Below are 18,891 nucleotides of genomic sequence, written 5' to 3'. Positions count from 1 at the left end.
AGGGCGACCACATGCCTCCCTTTCTTTGTGAGGAAAGTTGACATGATTCTATCATTCTATGCTATTATTACTCTAATGTATTCATAATCTTACAACGTGGGGGTACAACATGAAGCGTTTTAAAATTGGACTAGCCTACCAGATTTTAATTGGTTTAGTGCTGGGTGTCATTGTTGGTGCAATCTTCTATGGCAGCGAAACTGCCGTTACTATTCTTCAGCCTTTAGGCGATTTATTCTTACGTGCGATTAAAATGATCGTCATCCCGATTGTCATCGCATCCATCATTGTCGGTGTTGCCGGAACAGGCGATGGTAAATCAGTTGGGAGACTTGGTTTTAAAACCCTTATCTACTTCGAGATCGTCACTGTCATTGCATTGGTTATCGGTCTTGCCTTCGCCAACGTCTTTCAGCCCGGGGAAGGTATCAACCGTTCCGAGCTGGAAACAACAAGTATTTCACAATATGAAGAAACTGCTGAGACACAAGAAGATAGAACCATCGTGGACACACTCCTCGAAATCATTCCGACGAATGTCTTCCAGGCGATCGGCGAGGGTGACATGCTTGCCATCGTATTCTTCTCCGCTCTATTCGGGCTCGGAGTAGCAGCGATCGGACAAAAAGGACAGCCTGTCCTGAACTTCTTCGAGGGTGTCAGCCAGACGATGTTCTGGGTGACGAACCTTGTCATGAAACTAGCTCCAATCGGTGTATTCGGACTTATCGGTGTAACAGTTTCAAAATTCGGTATTTCATCTTTGATCCCATTAGGCAAACTAGCACTGGTCACCTATGGTGCGATGGCGTTCTTCATCCTGGTCATCTTCGCCATCATTGCCAAGATTGTCGGCATCAATTTGTTCAAGATGCTGAAAGTACTGAAAGATGAACTATTGCTCGCTTTCTCCACTTCCAGTGGTGAAACGGTACTGCCCCGGGTAATGTATAAAATGGAGCGCATGGGTGCTCCGAAATCCATTGTTTCGTTCGTCTTGCCTACCGGTTATACATTCAACCTGGATGGATCAACGATGTACCAGGCTCTTGCTTCCCTATTCATCGCGCAGATGTATGGTATCGATCTGTCCATCTGGCAGCAGCTTGGAATCATGGCCTTGCTGATTGTTACATCCAAAGGTATCGCAGCAGTACCTGGAACAAGCTTTGTTGTATTGCTTGCGACATTGAGCTCCGTGGGATTGCCAGTTGAAGGCCTTGCTTTCATCGCCGGTATCGATCGTATCCTTGATATGGGACGTACTGTCGTAAACGTTGTAGGTAACAGCTTGGCTGTCATCGTCGTTTCCAAATGGGAAGGCAAATTCAATCTTAATGAAGACTATCTGAACAATGGCGGTTCAGAAGAAGTGAAAGTAGGCTGAGGTTATTCCTCGCCTACTTTTTTTATATCCATATGATCCTGAAAGGACTGCCGCCTTCGATATAATTCAAAAGCGGCACATCTTCCGGTATGACTTGCCCGATGACATTGACTTTATCGTCTTGCGGCAATGTTCTCCTGGTGATTTGGATTTCACCTTTGTAACGCATATACAGGTCGTTATCGATCGTAATGGCCCCTTTGTTTCGATCGATACAGTTGAAAGGTGGAATGGATGCCTCTTCGAACATCCCGCTCATCCTGGATTCCTCCGAACGAATGACATCCCGTGCCAGATCCGGACGGTTATGTGTCCCCTTTTCCAGCAGCTCATGTGCCTCCGTCCTGTCGCCAAACGCTTTGGCACGCAGGGTGATGATAGTGCCTGCTTCCTTCAGCTGTTCCAATGTTTCATCTGTCACATCGGGATCCCCGATGAGGATTTTGTCCACGTGATAAGCTTTCAGTTCGGTAAACGCAGCAAATGTGCCATAGGCCCGATGCCGCTCCAGCGTCGGCAATCCTTGATAAAGCGGTCCCCGCAGGTTGCGGTCTCCAGGTATGAACGCCTGCACTTTTAAGCCATACGATTGGAAAAGCATATTCTTTGCCAGAAAGTCACTGTGCGCAAGCCCTGTTTCAGGCCGGGGATAGAAGTTATGCCACACCTCGGTATTGGCGGTGTGAAGGCCTCCAGAAAGCAATTTCCCCAAATGATCCTCGGTAAGCGTACTGGCATTCAGTGCAACCTTCATCTTTTGCGACAGCCGGATGATGACAGCATCCTCGATACCATAATCGATCCGCAGACCCGTCACTCCCCAGTCCAATACCGTCTCGGCTTCATTCCAATCCAAACCCAGCTTTTCCATGGAAGCAGTCGAAATATCCGCTATCAATTCCATCTTCAAACCGGCAGCAATCGAACCCAAGAGCTGCAGATTCGTCCGATAAGCAGCGGCATCTTCCTCCGGGATGTGAAGGGATGTAAAGATGCTGCAGAAGCCAGCTTCGTGGAATCTCCTGATTTCCTCTTCCTTGATCCGATCCCGTAAATACACAGAAACACCTAACATCTTGCCCCTCCTATGTACAAAAAGGCGTCAGGGACGCCCCTTGGTTTTATATATCCTTTGCCATCTCTTCCTTGAACCCGAAGAAATAAGTAAACAGGAATCCAGCAATATAAGCGACAAAGATACCAATCAAGTACTGCAGATATTTCCCTTCTGCAATGAGCGGTGTCAAGGAAAGCCCGGACACACCGATGGCAGTGGCTCCTGTGGCAAACAATGCCTGCGTCGCTCCCCCTATGGCAGCACCGAGACAAGCCGTTACAAATGGACGTCCAAGCGGCAGGGTGACACCGTATAAAAGCGGTTCCCCGATTCCGAGGAAGCCTGCCGGCAAAGCACCCTTGATGATATTCCGCAGACGTTTATTGCGAGTTTTGACAAAAATGGCAATGGAAGCCCCGACCTGACCGCCTCCTGCCATCGCGAGGATGGGAAGCAAAGCAGTGAATGTGAATGTCTGGATGAGCTCCACATGAATCGGCGTCAAACCGTGATGCAGCCCGACCATGACAAGCGGGAGGAAGAATCCGGCAAGTATCGCCCCCGCAACGACACCGCCGATATCCAGGACAGCGTTGATTCCGGTTGTAATTCCCTCTGACAGTACCCCGGCAACAGGCATGATGACGAGCAGAGATGCAATACCGACAAACAAAACAGTCAAGATAGGAGTAAAAATGATATCAATGCTGCCGGGCATGATTTTTCGTACGCGCTTCTCGATGAAACTCATCAGCCACGCCGCAAAGATGACGCCGAACAGTCCGCCCCGCCCCGGAACAAGCGCTTCCCCGAATAACGTGATATTCGCCAATGCCGGATTGAAAAGAATCATACCCGCGATGGCCCCCAGCACCGGGGAACCGCCGAATTCCTTCGCCGTATTCCAGCCCACAAGTATCGCCAGGAAGCTGAACAGACTGCCGCCGATCAGCTGCAGGATCTGGACGATAGCGAGTGTAGGATCTGCGCCGGCATTGACGGCAAAGCTGACACCGCCATTGATGATGCCAGAAGCAATCAAGCCAGGGATTAATGGGATGAAGATGTTGCCGATACGTCGCAGCAGGAACTTGATGGGTGTCTTATTCTTTTCCTTCATGTTCTCCAACTTGATTTGCGCTTTCTCCTCGAATGTAAGATCATCGATTTCCGCTGCTTCTTCCCCTACCCCGAGCCCGGTGATGCGACTGATTTCATCAGAGACTTTATTGACAGTACCAGGACCGACCACAATCTGGATCGTATCATCCGCTACCACACCCATGACACCATCAATTCGTTTCAGCCCATCAAAATCGACCTGTGTCTCATCCTTCACATGCAAACGGACCCGTGTCATGCAGTGTGTCAAAGAAATGATGTTCTGTTCTCCGCCCACTTCGCGGAGAATGGCTTCTGCCATTTGGTTCATCTTCGCCATCTTTAGATTCCTCCCTTTTACGCTTTTATCGCTGTACGGACAAATCCTCCTGCATCATGCAGCTTCACCTCGGCCTCCTCTTTCGGGACATCGAGCAATAACATGATAATCGCTGTTTTGACTTGACCATCTGCTTGCTCCAGGACTTTTTCAGCTGACGCATAATCCGCACCGGTCGCTTCCATGATGATGCGTTTGGCACGCTCCCGGAGCTTGTCATTCGTCGGCTTCACATCTACCATTAGGTTCTTATATACTTTACCGACACCTACCATGCTGGCAGTGGAAATCATATTGAGCACAAGCTTCTGCGCTGTTCCGGCTTTCAGTCTTGTCGATCCTGTCAGTATTTCCGGACCGGTTTCTACCTCAATGCTGATCTTCGCATGCTTAGATATAGCCGCTCCTTTATTGCAAGCAATGCTGACTGTTGCCGCACCCACAGCCGCCGCATAATCCAGCGCCCCAATCACATATGGCGTCCTGCCGCTTGCAGCAATGCCAATTATGGTATCTTTTGCCGATAATCCGATTTCCTCCAGCTCTCTCGCCCCAAGCTCCGGATTATCCTCCGCTCCCTCCTTCGCCTTTCGGAATGCAGACATACCGCCTGCCAGCAAACCTTGCACCATCTCTTCCGGTGTGCTGAATGTGGGCGGACATTCGACCGCATCCAAAATCCCGAGTCTGCCGCTGGTCCCTGCGCCCGTATAGATAAGTCTGCCGCCAGCCTGGAAAGTCGCAATCACCTGCTGCACCGCAGCTTCGATTGCCGGCAGGGCTGCTTCCACCGCTTCGGGCACTGTCCGATCTTCCTTGTTCATCAGCTGAAGGACTTCCCTCGTAGAAAGCTGATCCAGCTGCATCGTGCTTTCGTTCCGCTTTTCTGTCGTTAATTTCTCCAGCATTTTTTTCCCTCACTTTTGCTCTGTTTGAAATGCTTGCTGAATCGCCTGCCGTGATTTTTCCAAAGCCTCGATCGTATGCTCATAGTCGCGTCCCGCCACTGCCGTATAGATGATATCCATCAAGTACATTTGGACAATCCGGGAGCTTGTGGCTGCACTGCGGATGCGCGCCTCTTTCGCCACTGTAAACAGCTGGATATCAGCCAGCTGCTGCAGCCGATTCGGCCCCAGCTTCGTCATCACGATGGTAGTTGCCCCTGCATCTCTGGCTCGCTGCAAAACCTGCAGCAATTGGCCGGTTTCCCCGGAATAGCTGATTGCAAAAGCCACATCCCCGAATGTGAGATTCGCAGCCGACGCCAATTGCTGATGCGCATCACTGTAGGCCGTACACCATTTACCGATCCGCCCGAATTTCTGCTCGCCATCCTGAGCCACGAGATAAGAGGCTCCGACTCCATAAAAATCGATCTTTCGCGCTCTCGATATCATAGTCACTGCCCTTTCAAGCGCCTTGGCATCATTCACTTGCATCGTCTGATCGATCGACTGGATATGCTTTTCTGCCATCGCTTCGATTAAATGTTCAACCGTATCGTTCGGCTCAATTTCATCAAACGCCCCTTTGTTAACGTTTTCATTTTGTAAATCTCCTGCAATCTTCAGCTTCAATTCCCGATACCCGGTCACACCTATCGATTTACAAAGACGGATAACGGCTGCCTCACTCGACCCGCTTTTCACTGCCAGCTCCTGCACCGAAAGCGTCACCACCTCAGCTGGATGGGCAAGTATGTAGCTTGCTGCGTTTTTTTCAGAAGGCTTGATCGAGGGCAAGCTTTCCCGAAGCAGTGTCAAACCGCCATTCACTGCCAGATCACCTGCTTTCGATATAAAATTTTAATTCATATTTAGATTATATTATTAAAATAAAATTTCATGAAGTGTTTCGTAAGAATAATTTACATATTTTTTCCTGGGAGCAGTTTGGTAAGAAACAAACATGGGTATGGAATGCTATTTACATTAAATGGATTTATTGAATTCCATCATCATGGGCATATAGATTCATAAACAGGCTTTATATCACTAAAAATGAGTATCTTTTTCTTGTTTATAACAGCATTTTCCATTTGTTATTATACTTATAGTAATATTAAAAATTACCGATAGTAGGTGTTTTCATGTCCTTACTGGCATCTTTAATGGCTGGCCGTGCTGATAAGTTAGAGCAGCTGTCACGTCTTCGTTACGTTAAATCCTCTATAGAATCCCTTCAAATTGACATGGTTCAGCATAGCAGAACCATTACTGAACCTGCACTTCCCTCCAATGCATGGAAAGGAAGTACAGCAGATAATTTTGACGAGAAACGTGATAAAGCCTTACGTTCTTTTAAGAAAATCTCTCAAAATGAAATAGACGAGGCAATTAGGTTGATCGATAACAAAATCGGTACGATTCAAACCAGTATTCATACTACTGATCTTAGAATAGAAAAAGAAAAGCAGCGTATCCAGAAAGAAAAGTGAAGGTGATTATTATCAAATGAGTGAAGAAATAAAAGTCGCCTATGAGGAGGCAAACAAACTAATAAGTAACATTCAAAGCAGTGCTGACAGCCTTGAATCAGATTTCCTACAATTATTTGCTGATAAGAATGAATTGAACGCAGTAAAGAAAGTAAGGGAATATAATGAAGCATTGATAAAAGTAACTGAGGCTTATAAACGGCTACTGACACAAAATAACGGAACAGCTCTAAAAGCAATTGAATCTTTCCGTACGATGGATGACTCTCTATCTAATTCGATAAAGGGAGTGGCCAAGTGAAACAATTACATAACCACTCTCTACATACTGACATTAATAAACTGCTGAACCAGTTAGACACAAAATTAGATCAAATGGACCAGCTGAGAAATGCTATAGTTGAACTTGTAAGTAACCAAGAGTCCTTCACTGGGGCAACAGGAAATTCCATCAGAATCTATTATCAAAATATCCACCTTCCTTTCATCTCTTTTTATTGTGTCTCGCTTGAAAACTATAAGTCCAGCCTTCGGAAACTCCGGGAAACTTCTTTAGACTTGGAAGAAGATAAAAATGGTGTAATAATGCAGAAATTTTTAGAAGGAGAATTGACAGATAGTCTGGACAGAACAAAAAGAAAAGCAATTGATTTAGTTGATGAAGCTAATAGTACTTTTAGTTCCATAAGTGATATAGTCCACATTAGTAATTTGAACGCGGACGACTTTACAAGCAGCATGGATGAAGCACAAAAGGCAACTGATGACACAATAGAGGATCTTTTCGACTTTGATTCCAAAAACAGTGAAGGTTTGGAAACTGTCGGAGACGACATTCAGTTGATGGAGCAGTATGTAGCTGAAATGGAGAGTATGGTTAAGGACGGTACGTTGAGTGTGGAGAATTATACGCCGCTTCAGTCAAATTTATCACTGGCACATTCAGTTATTATAAAATCGTTGGAATCGAGATCAGTAACAAATAAAAGTTTCTCTGCTGAAGCTCAATTGGAAGAATTATTGCAGCTATATATGAAGCGCACAGAATTGACAAGTCATAATATTTATACTGGTGAGAAGGGACTGGCAGGTACTTCTTTCGGTTTTTGCGAGATAGAAAAAGAAGAAAGCCCACTTCTTTATGAAACTGAAATCGAAGACGGAATCGATGATGGGGTTGGCAATGTAAAGTCTAAACTGGAATTCAATGACAAGAGGAATATATTCAGTGGTAGTTTGTCTGCATCAATAGTCGATACAACCAAAATGGAAATGGGAAAAGATGCATTAAAAACCAAAGTACTCTATAGTGATTTAAATCTTGATGTACCTTATGGTAACACGAGTCAATTGGAATATTTACTTCTCGGTAAAAACCAAGGTATAAAAGGAGAAGTCGGAATTGGCCAAATCGATATCTCTCACGAAAAATCACCGCTTGGAGCAACTATCAAATTACCTCATGCTGATGCAAAAACAAACATCGAAAATTACACTATCTCTGCAGGTGCTAGTGCTTCAGTATTAAAATTTGAATTTAAACTCGAACCTTTTAATTTATTTGGATATGACGCTTTAGAAGAATGGTTTGGAGTTGAAGAGGATCCATATTTAGGTTTTGATTTAATAATTGGCGGAGCAGGTATTGGTGGCTCAGTAGGAACAGAAACCGGTTTCTTCATTGCAGGTGGAATTGGTTTTGGAGGAAAGATTGGTGTTGAACAAGATGAGGATTAAAAAACTAAGGAGTTATCATTTATGAAATCAGATAAAAAAAAATTAATGAAGGCTACTCGTGCTGCTTTGTTAATTTACGCCCTTGTAATAGGAATATTAGGTACCGCAATGTTTGCCTCGTTTATTTTCTGGGTTGTACCAAAAGAAGATTTACCTAGAATTATTGAACCGTTATCTATAGCTGCAATCTTTCTCTACGGGACTTGTATAGCTGCAATATATATACGAAGAACAGCTTTTTCTAAGGAGAAGATTAATAATGAGTAATTCATATAAAGACTTACTACCCATTGGCACAGTCCTCAGACTTAATTCTGTTAAAAAACCACTAATGATATATGGGAGACATCAGATTCAGACTAAGTCAAAAATGATATTTGATTACATAGCAGTTCCCTATCCAGAGGGGAATTTGACAGATGATTTTAATGTTTTCTTTAATCGTGAACAGATTAAGGAAGTTCTGTTTAAAGGTTTTGAATCTCCAGCAGAATTAATGTTAAAAGAAAAAATCGAACACGACCTTACTGAAAGCAGAATGAAAAATGAAGATTAAACCATTAATTGTTTGTATAATCTTCACTATATTTCTCACAGCCTGCAGTGTCGGATTCACCACTTCATCTGGTGATGATGAATCTACCGAACAGCAACCGACTGTAGAAAATGTCGATACAGAAAAACTGATACCGTTAGGATCTGTTGTAAAGTTAAAGGGAGCGGAAAAGCCGGTTATGATTCATGGTTATGAACAGCAGGAGTACGGCTCTGAGAAGCTCTATGATTATATATCCGTTCCGTATCCGGAAGGGCATATCAGACCTGATTACAGTATCTTTTTTAACAGGGAAGATATTGAAGAAGTTTTGCATGTTGGTTATGCAACATCAGAAGATGAAAAACTTCGAGAAGAAGCTGATAGCAGATTGAAAGAAAATTGAATGCTTAAAAAGGGCATCTGTCTTCATGACAGATGCCCTTAAATCTTATGTCCACCACATCGTCGTGGCAGGTTCATTGATCACGACATTTTTCAGATTATCGACTGCACGCTGGAAGCCTTCTTCAATCGACATCAATGAATCTTCATGCTCGATGCTGATGACGTAATCGTAGTCGTAAGTGCGCAGCGCACTGATCATTTTATTCCACTCTTCCAGTCCATGACCGAGTCCGACTGTCCGGAAGTTCCAAGCCCGCTCTTTGATATTGCTGTACGGCTGCATATCGGTCAGGCCGTACATATTGACATTTTCAGGGTCGATGTACGTATCCTTGGCATGGAAGTGATGGATGGCGCCAGCTTTTCCGAGTATCTTGATGGCAGCCGTCGGATCGATCCCCTGCCACCACATATGACTCGGATCGAAGTTCGCACCGATAGCATCACTTGTCAGCTCACGCAGCTTCAGCATGGTATAGGGTGTATGGACGAGAAAGCCGCCGTGCAATTCCAGTGCAATCTTTACCTGGTGCTCTTCGGCAAAAGAACCCAGCTCCTTCCAATAAGGAACGAGTTTCTTATCCCACTGCCAGTTCAACACATCCCCATATTCAGGCGGCCAGGCAGTGACCGGCCAGTTCGGCTTCGTAGCGCTCTCTTCGGAACCAGCCACTCCTGAAAAACAGTTTACAACCGGTACTCCCATTTTGGCAGCAAGCTTTATCGTCTTACGCAGAAGCCAATCCGATTCTTCCGCGAATGCCTTGTCAGGCGAAATCGGATTGCCGTGACAGCTGAAAGCTCCGATTGTAACGCCATATTTCTCGAACGTTTCCTGATATTTCTTCAATGCTCCTTCACTTTCCAGCAGTTCATCAATCGGGCAATGGGCATTGCCTGGATAGCCGCCGGTCCCGATTTCGACAGTATCCAATCCAGCTTGTTTGACACGTACAAGCATATCTTCCAGGGACAGCTCCTGGAACAATACAGTAAAAACGCCTAATTTCATGCTTGTTCCCCCTTCTCTGCCAGCTCTGGTACAAGTGAAATCACTTTTTTATCGCTATTGGAATCCAACGCTGCCAAGATGACAGCCAGCGCCGAGCGGCCTCTTTCCGCTGTGATCGGACAATCGGAAGCATTATTCAGCACGCAGCTGGCAAACGCGTCCACGACGCCGGAATTCGATTGTGTCTGGGCATCATTCGTCTGAATGGCGCCAAGGGAATGATTGCTCCTATCACCATTATGGTACTCGACAACCAGACTGTAGTCCGGACTATCCTCCAGTCGGATGACACCTTTTTCGCCATATATGATTGTCGAGTTATCCTCTTCGGCTACATACGACCAGCTGGCAGCCAGCGTGCCGATGATCCCTGATTTTGTACGCAGGACAGCCACTGCATTATCATCCACATCTGCGTATGGTTTTGCCAATGTATCGACAAATGCCGCCACTTCCTGGATCGGCTCATCGAGCAGGAATTCGATCAGATGGGATTTATGCACGCCAAGATCCCCAAGTGCGCCGATGTACGCTTTGTCTTTGTCGAAGAACCAGCTATTTTTCCCATCGATGCTCCATTGCTCCGGGCCTCCATGACCGAATGTCGTCCGGAAGCTGTAAATCTTCCCGAGCTCGCCAGCCTGAATCATCTTCCGCGCCTTCTGATGGGATGGGACAAAGCATTGATTATGAGCGATGAGCAGGAGCTTGCCGCTTGCTTTTTGCGCTGCTATCATCTGATCTGCCTCCTCCAGTGTCGTTGCCATCGGCTTTTCGCAGAGGACATGCTTTCCTGCCTGCAAAGCAGCGATAGACACCGGCGCATGCAGATGGTTGGCCGCACAGACGATGACCGCATCGATACGCGGATCCTCGATCAGCTCTTCGTATTCGGTGTATGCTGTCGCTTGGTACGCTTTGGCGATTTCCTCCGACCTGCTCGGCACCACATCACAGACAGCGGTGATTTCGGTTTGCGGATTTTGCTCAAGCTCCGGCAAATGGCGATTGCGCGCGATACTTCCTAGTCCGACTACTCCTACACGTAAGGTTTTCATAAGGCAGCAGTACCTCCAAGTTTATTATTCTTTGACAGATCCGCTTGTCAGGCCCGCGACGATGCGGCGCTGGAACAAGAGGACAAGGACGACGATCGGAATCGTCACGATGACGGTAGCGGCAGTGATATCCCCCCACGGAATCGTGTATTGGCTTTGATAGAAGGAGATGCCGACTGGTATCGTGCGCCAGCGATCATCGGTATTGATAGTCAAGGCGAACAGATACTCATTCCAGGCTGCGATGAACACGAGGATGGCTGTCGTGAATACGCCTGGTGCGGCCAGCGGGAAGATGATTTTACGGAATGTCTGGAAAGGTGTTGCTCCATCCAGCTTCGCCGATTCTTCCAAAGCCAGCGGGATTTTGATGAAAAATGTCGATAGAATCCAGATTGCCAGCGGCAAACTGATGGTAATGTACGGGATTACCAGACCGAGATAGCTGTTGCGCAAGCCTGCATCGGTGACAAAATTGAAGATCGGTGAAAGGACTGCGATTTGCGGAAACATGGATGCCGCCAGCACCAATCCAAGAATCAGACCTTTGAATCGGATCGGCAGCCGTGTGACCGCATAGGCTGTGAAAGATGCGACGATGATGGAGATGATTGTAGTGAGTGTTGCAACAACAAAGCTATTCAGCATGTACAGAAGCAACGGTCTTGTCTCAAGCGCCGATGCATAGTTTTCCAGTGTCATATTGCTTGAAAACCACTGAAAAGAAGAAAAAATTTCTCCCTGCGGTTTGATCGAGGTCAGGAGCACCCAGATGAACGGGAACATGACCAGGAATACAAAGATGATCAAAAAAATGTAAAACCCGACTCCAGCACGTTTTCTCATGGAATTTTCCTCCCCGTCCTATCGTTTTAGTCTTCCGCTGAACAAATCCGACCCGATCAGCTTGATGAAAATCGCACTGAGCAAGGCGACGCTCAGGAATACGATGACACTCAAAGCCGAGCCGGCACCGAAATTCTGCTGTTCAAACAAGAGTTTGTAAGCATAGACACTGATCGATTCCGTCGAGTTTGCCGGACCTCCGCCAGTGAGGACATAGATGAGGTCGAACACACGGAATGCGTCCAGTGCGCGGAATAGGACCGCAACCAGGATTGCCGAACGGATCATCGGCAAGGTGATGGAGAAAAATTGCTGGATTTTGTTCGCACCATCGACTTCCGCTGCTTCGTACATCGAACGCGGAATCGTCTGCAAACCTGCCAGCAGCAAAAGTGCCATGTATGGTGTCGTTTTCCAGATATCTGCAAACATGACAGAGAACATGCCGCCTGCGCCAGTGGAAAGCAGCGCGCCTGGGTCATCGATGAGACCGATTTGAGCCATATAATGGGCCATGATACCGGATTGCCCGTCAAACAGGAATGTCCACATCATTGCTGCCACTGCTGTCGGTATTGCCCACGGTACGAGAACTGCTGCCCGGACAAGCCCGCGTCCGACGAACATCCGGTTGATGAGCAAGGCAACGGCCATCCCGATGATCAGCTCTATCCCTACAGTGACGACAGTGAACAGCAGCGTATTCAGCATCGCGGTCCAGGTCCGGCCATCACCGAGATAGGCTGTATAATTCTTGATACCGACAAAGTTCGGCTCCAGGATGGAACCCTTCGTATTCGACAGCTGGGATTCCAGGTCCGTCAGAGGCTGGACTGCTTCTTCGGGAGCGTCTTCCTGCAATGCCCGGACAGCTGCTGTCTGCTCATCCAGTGTATTGGCAAACCCATCTGCCCATTCCTCCGATACCTCCGATAGACGGAGATCATCATCATTGACAGGCTGATAGTTTTCCAGCATGGTATTGACTTCTTCATAACGGTCTGCAAGTCCTTCATCACTAGCCAACAATGTTTCATGCTGTTCATCCAAGGCAGACGCAATGTCATCCAGCGTCCTGCCTGCATCAGGCATCACGGACCTGATTTCTTCCATTGTGTCATGGACGAGGTATCGGTTATCCGCATAGGTTTCGAGATTGATGCTCAAGGCCGAGATCCGTTCTGCTTTCGCCGGGTCATTCAAACGGTAATCAAACAAGCTGTTCCAGGCTGATAGCAAAATCGGCCAAATGATGATGACTGCAATGAGAATGATAGACGGTGCGACCATCGCGTAACCAAGCTGTCGTTCACTCAGCTGGAACCGTCTCTTTTTCGGGTGCTTCATACGCTCAGCTCCTTTAATTGGTTACGGATTCCAACGCAGCTTTCATTTTTGTTTCCATTCGCTCAACCGCTTCTTCAGCAGTGATTTCCCCAGCCAGCGCACGGGAAATCTCGATTTGCATGATATCGGAAATCTCCGGATAAATAGGAGTGATCGGACGTGGTATCGCGTTCTGCAGGGAATCGTAGAAATCTTCGCTGGCCAGTACAGCGCTGACATCGGTAATCTCTTCATCCTCATACAACGCTTCTATCGTCGGGGCTTTCCCGCCTTCGATGGCACTGATCTTCTGTCCTTCTTCTCCGCTCATCCATTTGACAAAAGTCCAGGATGCCTCCACTTCATCGGAATAGCGGTTGATCATCCGCATCCATCCTCCCAATGATGAGGCTGCTCCTTCACTTCCGGCCGGAAGCGTAGCGATCCCCACATTACCGGCTACCTTTGATATCTCGGGATCGTTCGCCGTGTCATTTAAATACGGCCAGTTCCTGGCATACACGGCATTGCCTTCATTGAAGGAAGATTCTGTGTCGATTTCCTGGAAGTTAAGGATATTATTCGGAACAAAATCGCTATTTGCTATGTCGATCATCTTCTGTAAGCCTTCAATTGCTTCCGGACTATTGATGACGACATTCCCATTGGCATCCAGCACCTGGCCGCCATAGGAATAAATATACTCGATCGCATTCGTCACAATACCTTCATATTGGGCTGCCTGCATGAGATAGCCGAATTTGGTGCCCTCCTTGCCCATATTCTCTTCGGCTAATCGTTCCAGCTCATCCCATGTTTCGGGAACCTGATCGGTTATATCCGTCCGGTAATAGAGCAATCCCGCATCCGCATAGCCCGGCATGGCATATTGCCTCCCGTTGTATCGGCCTGCTTCGACTGTAGCCGGGAAGTAAGCGTCCATATCCACCTTATCCCGCTCAATCAGCCGATCGAGCGGCAGCACATAGTTTGCCTGACCGAACTCCGCCGCCCAGACGATGTCTGCATCGAATACATCCACTTCCGGACTTTTCCCGCTGAACATCGTGACATACTGATTATGCGATTCCCCCGTATCAGAAGGCATTTCCCGGACCACCACATCGATTTCCGGATGCTCCTTTTCGAATTCTTCGACTAGTATATCTGTGGCACCAGTCGTATCCGTCCCCCTCGCATATGTAATTTGCACTCTGTCATCACTCGCACCATCTCCGCCCGTCACAGCCGAGCAGCCTGCCAGCCCCACGCTGGCAAGTAAGGCAACCATCAAAAAGCTTCGCTTCATCACAGTTCCTCCTCGCATGTTAAGTAAACGCTTTCCAAGTGCGGTAATCTCATTCCCTCCCGTGGACTTCTCTAAGCATATCCCAGATTTTTTCCTGTTGCAGTGTATAAAAAGTTTATCATATATTTGCAAGCGCTTTCAATATAATTGTATATACATGTTTCGCCAAAGAAAAAACACGCCTTGTCCCAGGCGTGTTCCATTTTGGATGAATCATGTGGTATACAGCAGCATATCCAGCAAATCATAATTCGCTTGCTTATCCGTCTTCTCATCGAGCATCGTTTCCAAATCCTTTGCGATCAGCTGATTGGCTTTGATGCCAATTGCATAACCCGACTGACCCTCCATCAGCATCTTCACCGCTTTGACTCCCATTTTGTTGGCCAGGATACGGTCGAATGCGGACGGCTCGCCGCCGCGCTGTATAAATCCCAGCACGGTTGTACGTACTTCTATGTTCATCTGTTCCTCGATATATTGCTGCAGCTCATCCAAATCATACATCCGTTCTGTAACGACAATGATGTTATCATTTCGCCCTTTGGAAATCTTGTCTTGCAATTTCTCACAAATCTGTTCAAAACTAAGTTTATGCTCCGGTGTCGAAATGATGTCTCCTTCACCGGCGACAGCAGTGAATAAAGCCAGGTCGCCGCAATGCCGGCCCATCACTTCGACGATGGTCGTCTTGTTATGGGACAAACCGGTATCCTTGATGCGTCCGATGGAACTGAGCACCGTGTTCAAGGTTGTATCGAAGCCGATGCTATAGTCGGTATAATCCAGATCATTGTCGATCGTTCCCGGGATACCGATGACCCGGATACCAAGTTCATGCAGCTTTTGTGCTCCCTGAAGGGATCCTTCGCCGCCAATGACGATGACATCAGCGATACCATAGTTACGGAGCACATCCACCGCTTGCTTCCTGCCGGATTCGTCCATGAAAGCAAGCGACCGTGATGTTTTCAGGATCGTCCCGCCTTTGTTTGCAATCGTTTCCACATCCGGGGTGCGCAAAATGGATAACTTATCTTCGATCAGGCCCTGATATCCGCCTTCGACGCCATACACTTCGATATCATGATAGTTTGCCGCCTTGACGATTGCACGTATGGCCGCATTCATCCCTGGTGAATCTCCTCCGCTTGTTATGACAGCTACTTTATGTATCATATCAGTTCACCTCTCCACCATATGTCTTGCATTCATTATACAACAAGATTGCCAGGAAAAAGAACAAAGACAGCATGATCACTGCCTTTGTCATACGGTGATGACTAGTTTCCCGATCATGCTGCCTTCTTCCAATCGCTTATGGGCTGCCTGCAGATTCCCGACAGTGAGGCCCTGTAATTCTTCTGATTTTGTCGTGCGGATTCGCCCTTCTTCGACGAGCTCAGCCACCTTGGCCAGGATTTCACCCTGCTTATATCTGCTCGGTGTCTGATGAAGTGTGCGCGTGAACATATACTCCCAGACCAATGTCAGGCTCTTGGATGTCATATCCGTCAATTTGATTCCTTCGACCGGACCAGTAATGGCACAGACGATGCCTTCCGGTTTCACGACTTCCATGATGTCATCCCAAGCCTTGTCCAGCTGATGCATGCAAAAGACATAATCGACACTATCGATCCCTAATTCCTCAAGCTGCGGATGCAGCGGTTCATGGTGATTGATCACCAGCTCGGTTCCATGCTGCTTCGCCCATGTGATGGTCTCTTCCCTGGAAGCAGTCCCGACTACACGCAATCCATACAGTTTGGCGAACTGGGATGCAATCGATCCGACGCCGCCAGCAGCATTGATCAATAGGATCGTCTTATCTTGATTGGCTTTTGCATCAAGCGGTATATGCATTTTCTCGAACATCGCCTCCCATGCAGTCAGCGCTGTCAAAGGCAATGCGGCTGCTTCTGCGAAAGTGAGGCTGGCAGGCTTCTTGGCGATAACCTTATGGTCGACGAGCTGGAATTCACTGTTGGAGCCTTGGCGGGCAACCGATCCGGCATAATAGACCTCATCCCCTGGCTGAAACCCTTCCACTTCCTCGCCGACTTCCTCGATGATGCCAGCTGCATCGAAGCCCAGGATGCGGAATTCCCCATCATCCTCCTTCAGCTTGCGCTGCTTTGTATCCACTGGATTGACACTGACTGCCTTCACCCGGACCAGTACATCCCCAGCTTCTGCTTTTGGCTTGTCCACCTGTTCTTCTGCAAAACTATCTGCTTGTTCCACTGATTTGTATTGATAAATTCCAATGGCACGCATCACTTGTTCTCCTCCTTTTGATTAGTCTCTTTTATTTTATGTAAAAGCCGCCAGTGCAACAAGACGGCTTTATACGCTCATTTCTTCGCCAGGCGCAGGATCGGCTCCAAGGCTTCGGATTTTCCGTAGTGCGGAACGACAGCCGATGGTGCCGCTGCCCACTCGCAAGCATTCCGGATGACAGTCTGCACATTCTTATCATAGTAAGTCGGGTACGTTTCATGACCGGGCCGGAAATAGAAGATTTTCCCTTTTCCCCGATTATACGTGCAGCCGCTGCGGAAAACTTCACCGCCCTCGAACCAGCTGATGAATAAGGTATGGTCTGGTTCGGGTATGTCGAAATGCTCGCCGTACATTTCTTCTTCCGGAAGCTCGAAATACTCACCAAGCCCCCTTGTGATTGGATGACTCGGCTGGACTACCCAAATTCTTTCTTTCTCTCCGTCCTGACGCCATTTCAGGTCACATGTCGTCCCCATCAAATTACGGAATATCTTGGAGAAGTGGCCGGAATGGAGGACAATCAGCCCCATCCCTGCCAGGACGCGCTGCTTCACTCGCTCGATGGCATGGTCATTCACTTCTTCATGGGCTTTATGCGCCCACCAGATCAGGACATCCGTCTGTTCCAATGTCCCTTGATCCAAACCCTGTTCCGGATCATCAAGTGTCCTGGTCCTTACCACAAATCCAGCCTGCTTCAAAAATTCGGCAATCGCTCCATGGATGCCTTGGGGATAAATGCTTCTCACCTGGTCGTTTTCCTTCTCATGACGGTATTCGTTCCAAATGGTAACGCGCATTAGATGCTCCTTCTTCCTTTTTTATCCTATTCCCCATGTTAAGTAGCTACCCGGTTCCCTACTAGATTATGCAGTGATTTTCATTTTACTAATTACATTAGCCCTTTTCTTTCCATCTCCTGCCCAGCGAAAGAGATCCTGCGATTTTTTGCAGGATCTCATCCCAGGAGTACAGCACCGTAAACCAAGGCCCCTGATATCACGAAGGCTGGATGCACCTTCCACCTCTCCAGGAGCAGGTAGCTTGCCGCAACCAGGATGATGGTATGCAGCCATCCGGCACTCTCATATGATGTATGAAAAAAGCTGATTGCCATTCCGGCAAGCAAGACCGCAATCGTCGGCCGGATATAAGCAGTCATTCTTTTCACCCGGGGAGAATCCTTGAATTTCGCCAGCAGACTAAGCAGCCCGATCATCAAGATCAGCGATGGTGCCACGGTAGCAAATAAGCCGATTGCCGCTCCCAATACACCCGCTTGCTGAAATCCGATGACGCCTGCCAGCTTGGTCGCGATCGGTCCGGGCAGTGCATTTGCCAATGCCAGCAGCTGGCTGTAATCTGCCGTAGACATCCAGCTATATCGATCGACCACTTCATTCTCGATGAGCGGAATGGTGGCAGGCCCGCCGCCATAACCTACGATACCGGGAATGAAGAAGGCCAGGAAAATATGCCAATAAATCATGCCCCTTCTTCCTCCTTCCGTTTCTCCGGCTTCAACAGCGCAAACAGGAGAAGCACCAAGATCAGGAAAGCAGGATGAATATGCAGCAGCTCGATCAACAGGACAGAAACAGCCAATAGCGCGATGATCTGCCATCCCTTCAATCCATTCCGCGATTTTTTGAGGAAATCGATCGTCATCACGGCCAGCATGACCCCCACTACCGGTATGACAGCCGTCGTCATCCCGCTGAGCCATGGCTGATCGCTCAATGCATCGACGAAATAAAACAGAATGATGAGTAAAACCACTGTCGGGATGACATTCGCAATCAATGCACTGATCATGCCGAGCCAGCCGCCGACGCGATAGCCGATATAGCCAGCCAGTTTCGTGGCGATCGGACCGGGTAGACTATTGCCCAATGCCAGGGTATTGCCGAACTCCTCGTCATCCATCCATTTATATTGTTTGACGACTTCCTTTTCCACAAGCGGGATCGACGATGGCCCTCCGCCATAGCCCAGGATGCCGACACGGAAAAATGCCATGAATAATTGCCAGTAAACCATGTTGTCCAA

At 47.7% G+C, this 18,891-nt stretch carries 21 protein-coding genes; 7 read left to right on the top strand and 14 right to left on the bottom strand.

Features of this window, described 5'->3' with window-relative positions:
• Positions 1-109: 109 nt before the first annotated feature.
• Positions 110-1,387 carry a cation:dicarboxylase symporter family transporter gene (locus MHI54_RS12865; protein WP_095216721.1) on the top strand — a complete coding sequence of 426 codons (1,278 nt, stop codon included), beginning with the start codon at positions 110-112 and terminating at the stop codon, positions 1,385-1,387.
• 22 nt (positions 1,388-1,409) lie between these two features.
• On the opposite strand, the gene MHI54_RS12860 is transcribed toward MHI54_RS12865, so the two are convergent.
• From MHI54_RS12860 to MHI54_RS12845, 4 genes are read right to left on the bottom strand one after another with little or no spacing between them, the layout of a single operon-like run.
• Complete coding sequence (locus MHI54_RS12860) at positions 1,410-2,462, bottom strand: MupG family TIM beta-alpha barrel fold protein (protein ID WP_095216720.1); 1,053 nt, start codon at positions 2,460-2,462, stop codon at positions 1,410-1,412.
• 46 nt (positions 2,463-2,508) lie between these two features.
• Positions 2,509-3,885 carry a PTS transporter subunit EIIC gene (locus MHI54_RS12855; RefSeq protein WP_340081696.1) on the bottom strand — a complete coding sequence of 459 codons (1,377 nt, stop codon included), beginning with the start codon at positions 3,883-3,885 and terminating at the stop codon, positions 2,509-2,511.
• A 17-nt stretch (positions 3,886-3,902) separates the two neighbouring features.
• Positions 3,903-4,793, bottom strand: a complete 891-nt coding sequence (gene murQ, locus MHI54_RS12850) for an N-acetylmuramic acid 6-phosphate etherase (RefSeq protein ID WP_340081694.1) — start codon at positions 4,791-4,793, stop codon at positions 3,903-3,905.
• A 9-nt stretch (positions 4,794-4,802) separates the two neighbouring features.
• Positions 4,803-5,663, bottom strand: a complete 861-nt coding sequence (locus tag MHI54_RS12845) for a MurR/RpiR family transcriptional regulator (RefSeq protein WP_340081692.1) — start codon at positions 5,661-5,663, stop codon at positions 4,803-4,805.
• A gap of 314 nt (positions 5,664-5,977) precedes the next feature.
• Between MHI54_RS12845 and MHI54_RS12840 the strand changes: the two genes are divergently transcribed.
• From MHI54_RS12840 to MHI54_RS12815, 6 genes are read left to right on the top strand one after another with little or no spacing between them, the layout of a single operon-like run.
• Entirely contained in the window at positions 5,978-6,325 is a 348-nt protein-coding gene (locus MHI54_RS12840) for a DUF5082 family protein (protein WP_340081690.1), read from the top strand.
• Between the two features lie 16 nt (positions 6,326-6,341).
• Entirely contained in the window at positions 6,342-6,626 is a 285-nt protein-coding gene (locus MHI54_RS12835; protein ID WP_095216715.1) for a DUF5344 family protein, read from the top strand.
• The gene (locus MHI54_RS12830; RefSeq protein WP_340081688.1) at positions 6,623-8,062 is read left to right on the top strand and encodes an LXG domain-containing protein; all 1,440 of its coding nucleotides are present in this window, start codon (positions 6,623-6,625) and stop codon (positions 8,060-8,062) included. Before MHI54_RS12835 ends, MHI54_RS12830 begins: the two co-directional genes overlap by 4 nt.
• Positions 8,063-8,083: 21 nt before the next feature.
• Positions 8,084-8,329 carry a hypothetical protein gene (locus MHI54_RS12825; protein ID WP_340081686.1) on the top strand — a complete coding sequence of 82 codons (246 nt, stop codon included), beginning with the start codon at positions 8,084-8,086 and terminating at the stop codon, positions 8,327-8,329.
• Positions 8,322-8,618, top strand: a complete 297-nt coding sequence (locus MHI54_RS12820; RefSeq protein WP_095216712.1) for a DUF4176 domain-containing protein — start codon at positions 8,322-8,324, stop codon at positions 8,616-8,618. The genes MHI54_RS12825 and MHI54_RS12820 overlap by 8 nt, the downstream gene beginning before the upstream one ends.
• Positions 8,608-9,003, top strand: a complete 396-nt coding sequence (locus MHI54_RS12815; protein WP_095216711.1) for a DUF4176 domain-containing protein — start codon at positions 8,608-8,610, stop codon at positions 9,001-9,003. The genes MHI54_RS12820 and MHI54_RS12815 overlap by 11 nt, the downstream gene beginning before the upstream one ends.
• 45 nt (positions 9,004-9,048) lie before the next feature.
• Here the strand turns inward: MHI54_RS12815 and MHI54_RS12810 are convergent, their stop codons facing one another.
• The 10 genes from MHI54_RS12810 to MHI54_RS12765 all read right to left on the bottom strand — a co-directional run bounded on the left by MHI54_RS12810 (position 9,049) and on the right by MHI54_RS12765 (position 18,882).
• Entirely contained in the window at positions 9,049-10,017 is a 969-nt protein-coding gene (locus MHI54_RS12810) for a sugar phosphate isomerase/epimerase (protein WP_340081684.1), read from the bottom strand.
• Complete coding sequence (locus tag MHI54_RS12805) at positions 10,014-11,075, bottom strand: Gfo/Idh/MocA family oxidoreductase (protein ID WP_340081683.1); 1,062 nt, start codon at positions 11,073-11,075, stop codon at positions 10,014-10,016. Before MHI54_RS12805 ends, MHI54_RS12810 begins: the two co-directional genes overlap by 4 nt.
• Before the next feature lie 24 nt (positions 11,076-11,099).
• Positions 11,100-11,921 (bottom strand): carbohydrate ABC transporter permease, encoded by an 822-nt coding sequence (locus MHI54_RS12800; protein ID WP_095216708.1) that lies wholly within the window; start codon positions 11,919-11,921, stop codon positions 11,100-11,102.
• 18 nt (positions 11,922-11,939) lie between these two features.
• Positions 11,940-13,268 (bottom strand): sugar ABC transporter permease, encoded by a 1,329-nt coding sequence (locus MHI54_RS12795; protein WP_095216707.1) that lies wholly within the window; start codon positions 13,266-13,268, stop codon positions 11,940-11,942.
• 13 nt (positions 13,269-13,281) lie between these two features.
• On the bottom strand, positions 13,282-14,556 hold the full coding sequence (locus tag MHI54_RS12790; protein WP_095216706.1) for an ABC transporter substrate-binding protein: 1,275 nt from the start codon (positions 14,554-14,556) through the stop codon (positions 13,282-13,284).
• 213 nt (positions 14,557-14,769) lie between these two features.
• Entirely contained in the window at positions 14,770-15,735 is a 966-nt protein-coding gene (gene pfkA, locus MHI54_RS12785; protein WP_095216705.1) for a 6-phosphofructokinase, read from the bottom strand.
• 90 nt (positions 15,736-15,825) lie between these two features.
• A complete protein-coding gene (locus MHI54_RS12780; RefSeq protein WP_340081679.1) occupies positions 15,826-16,836 on the bottom strand; it encodes a zinc-binding alcohol dehydrogenase family protein in 1,011 nt (336 codons plus the stop codon).
• Between the two features lie 77 nt (positions 16,837-16,913).
• Positions 16,914-17,642, bottom strand: a complete 729-nt coding sequence (locus tag MHI54_RS12775; RefSeq protein WP_095216703.1) for a ThuA domain-containing protein — start codon at positions 17,640-17,642, stop codon at positions 16,914-16,916.
• Between the two features lie 158 nt (positions 17,643-17,800).
• A complete protein-coding gene (locus tag MHI54_RS12770) occupies positions 17,801-18,331 on the bottom strand; it encodes a chromate transporter (protein ID WP_340081676.1) in 531 nt (176 codons plus the stop codon).
• Positions 18,328-18,882 (bottom strand): chromate transporter, encoded by a 555-nt coding sequence (locus tag MHI54_RS12765; protein WP_340081675.1) that lies wholly within the window; start codon positions 18,880-18,882, stop codon positions 18,328-18,330. The genes MHI54_RS12770 and MHI54_RS12765 overlap by 4 nt, the downstream gene beginning before the upstream one ends.
• Between the last annotated feature and the right edge of the window lie 9 nt (positions 18,883-18,891).

The organism is Terribacillus sp. FSL K6-0262 (assembly GCF_037977385.1).
Taxonomy (GTDB): domain Bacteria; phylum Bacillota; class Bacilli; order Bacillales; family Amphibacillaceae; genus Terribacillus.
Note: the sequence above shows the minus strand (reverse complement) of the source record. Positions and strands in the feature narration are given on the sequence as shown.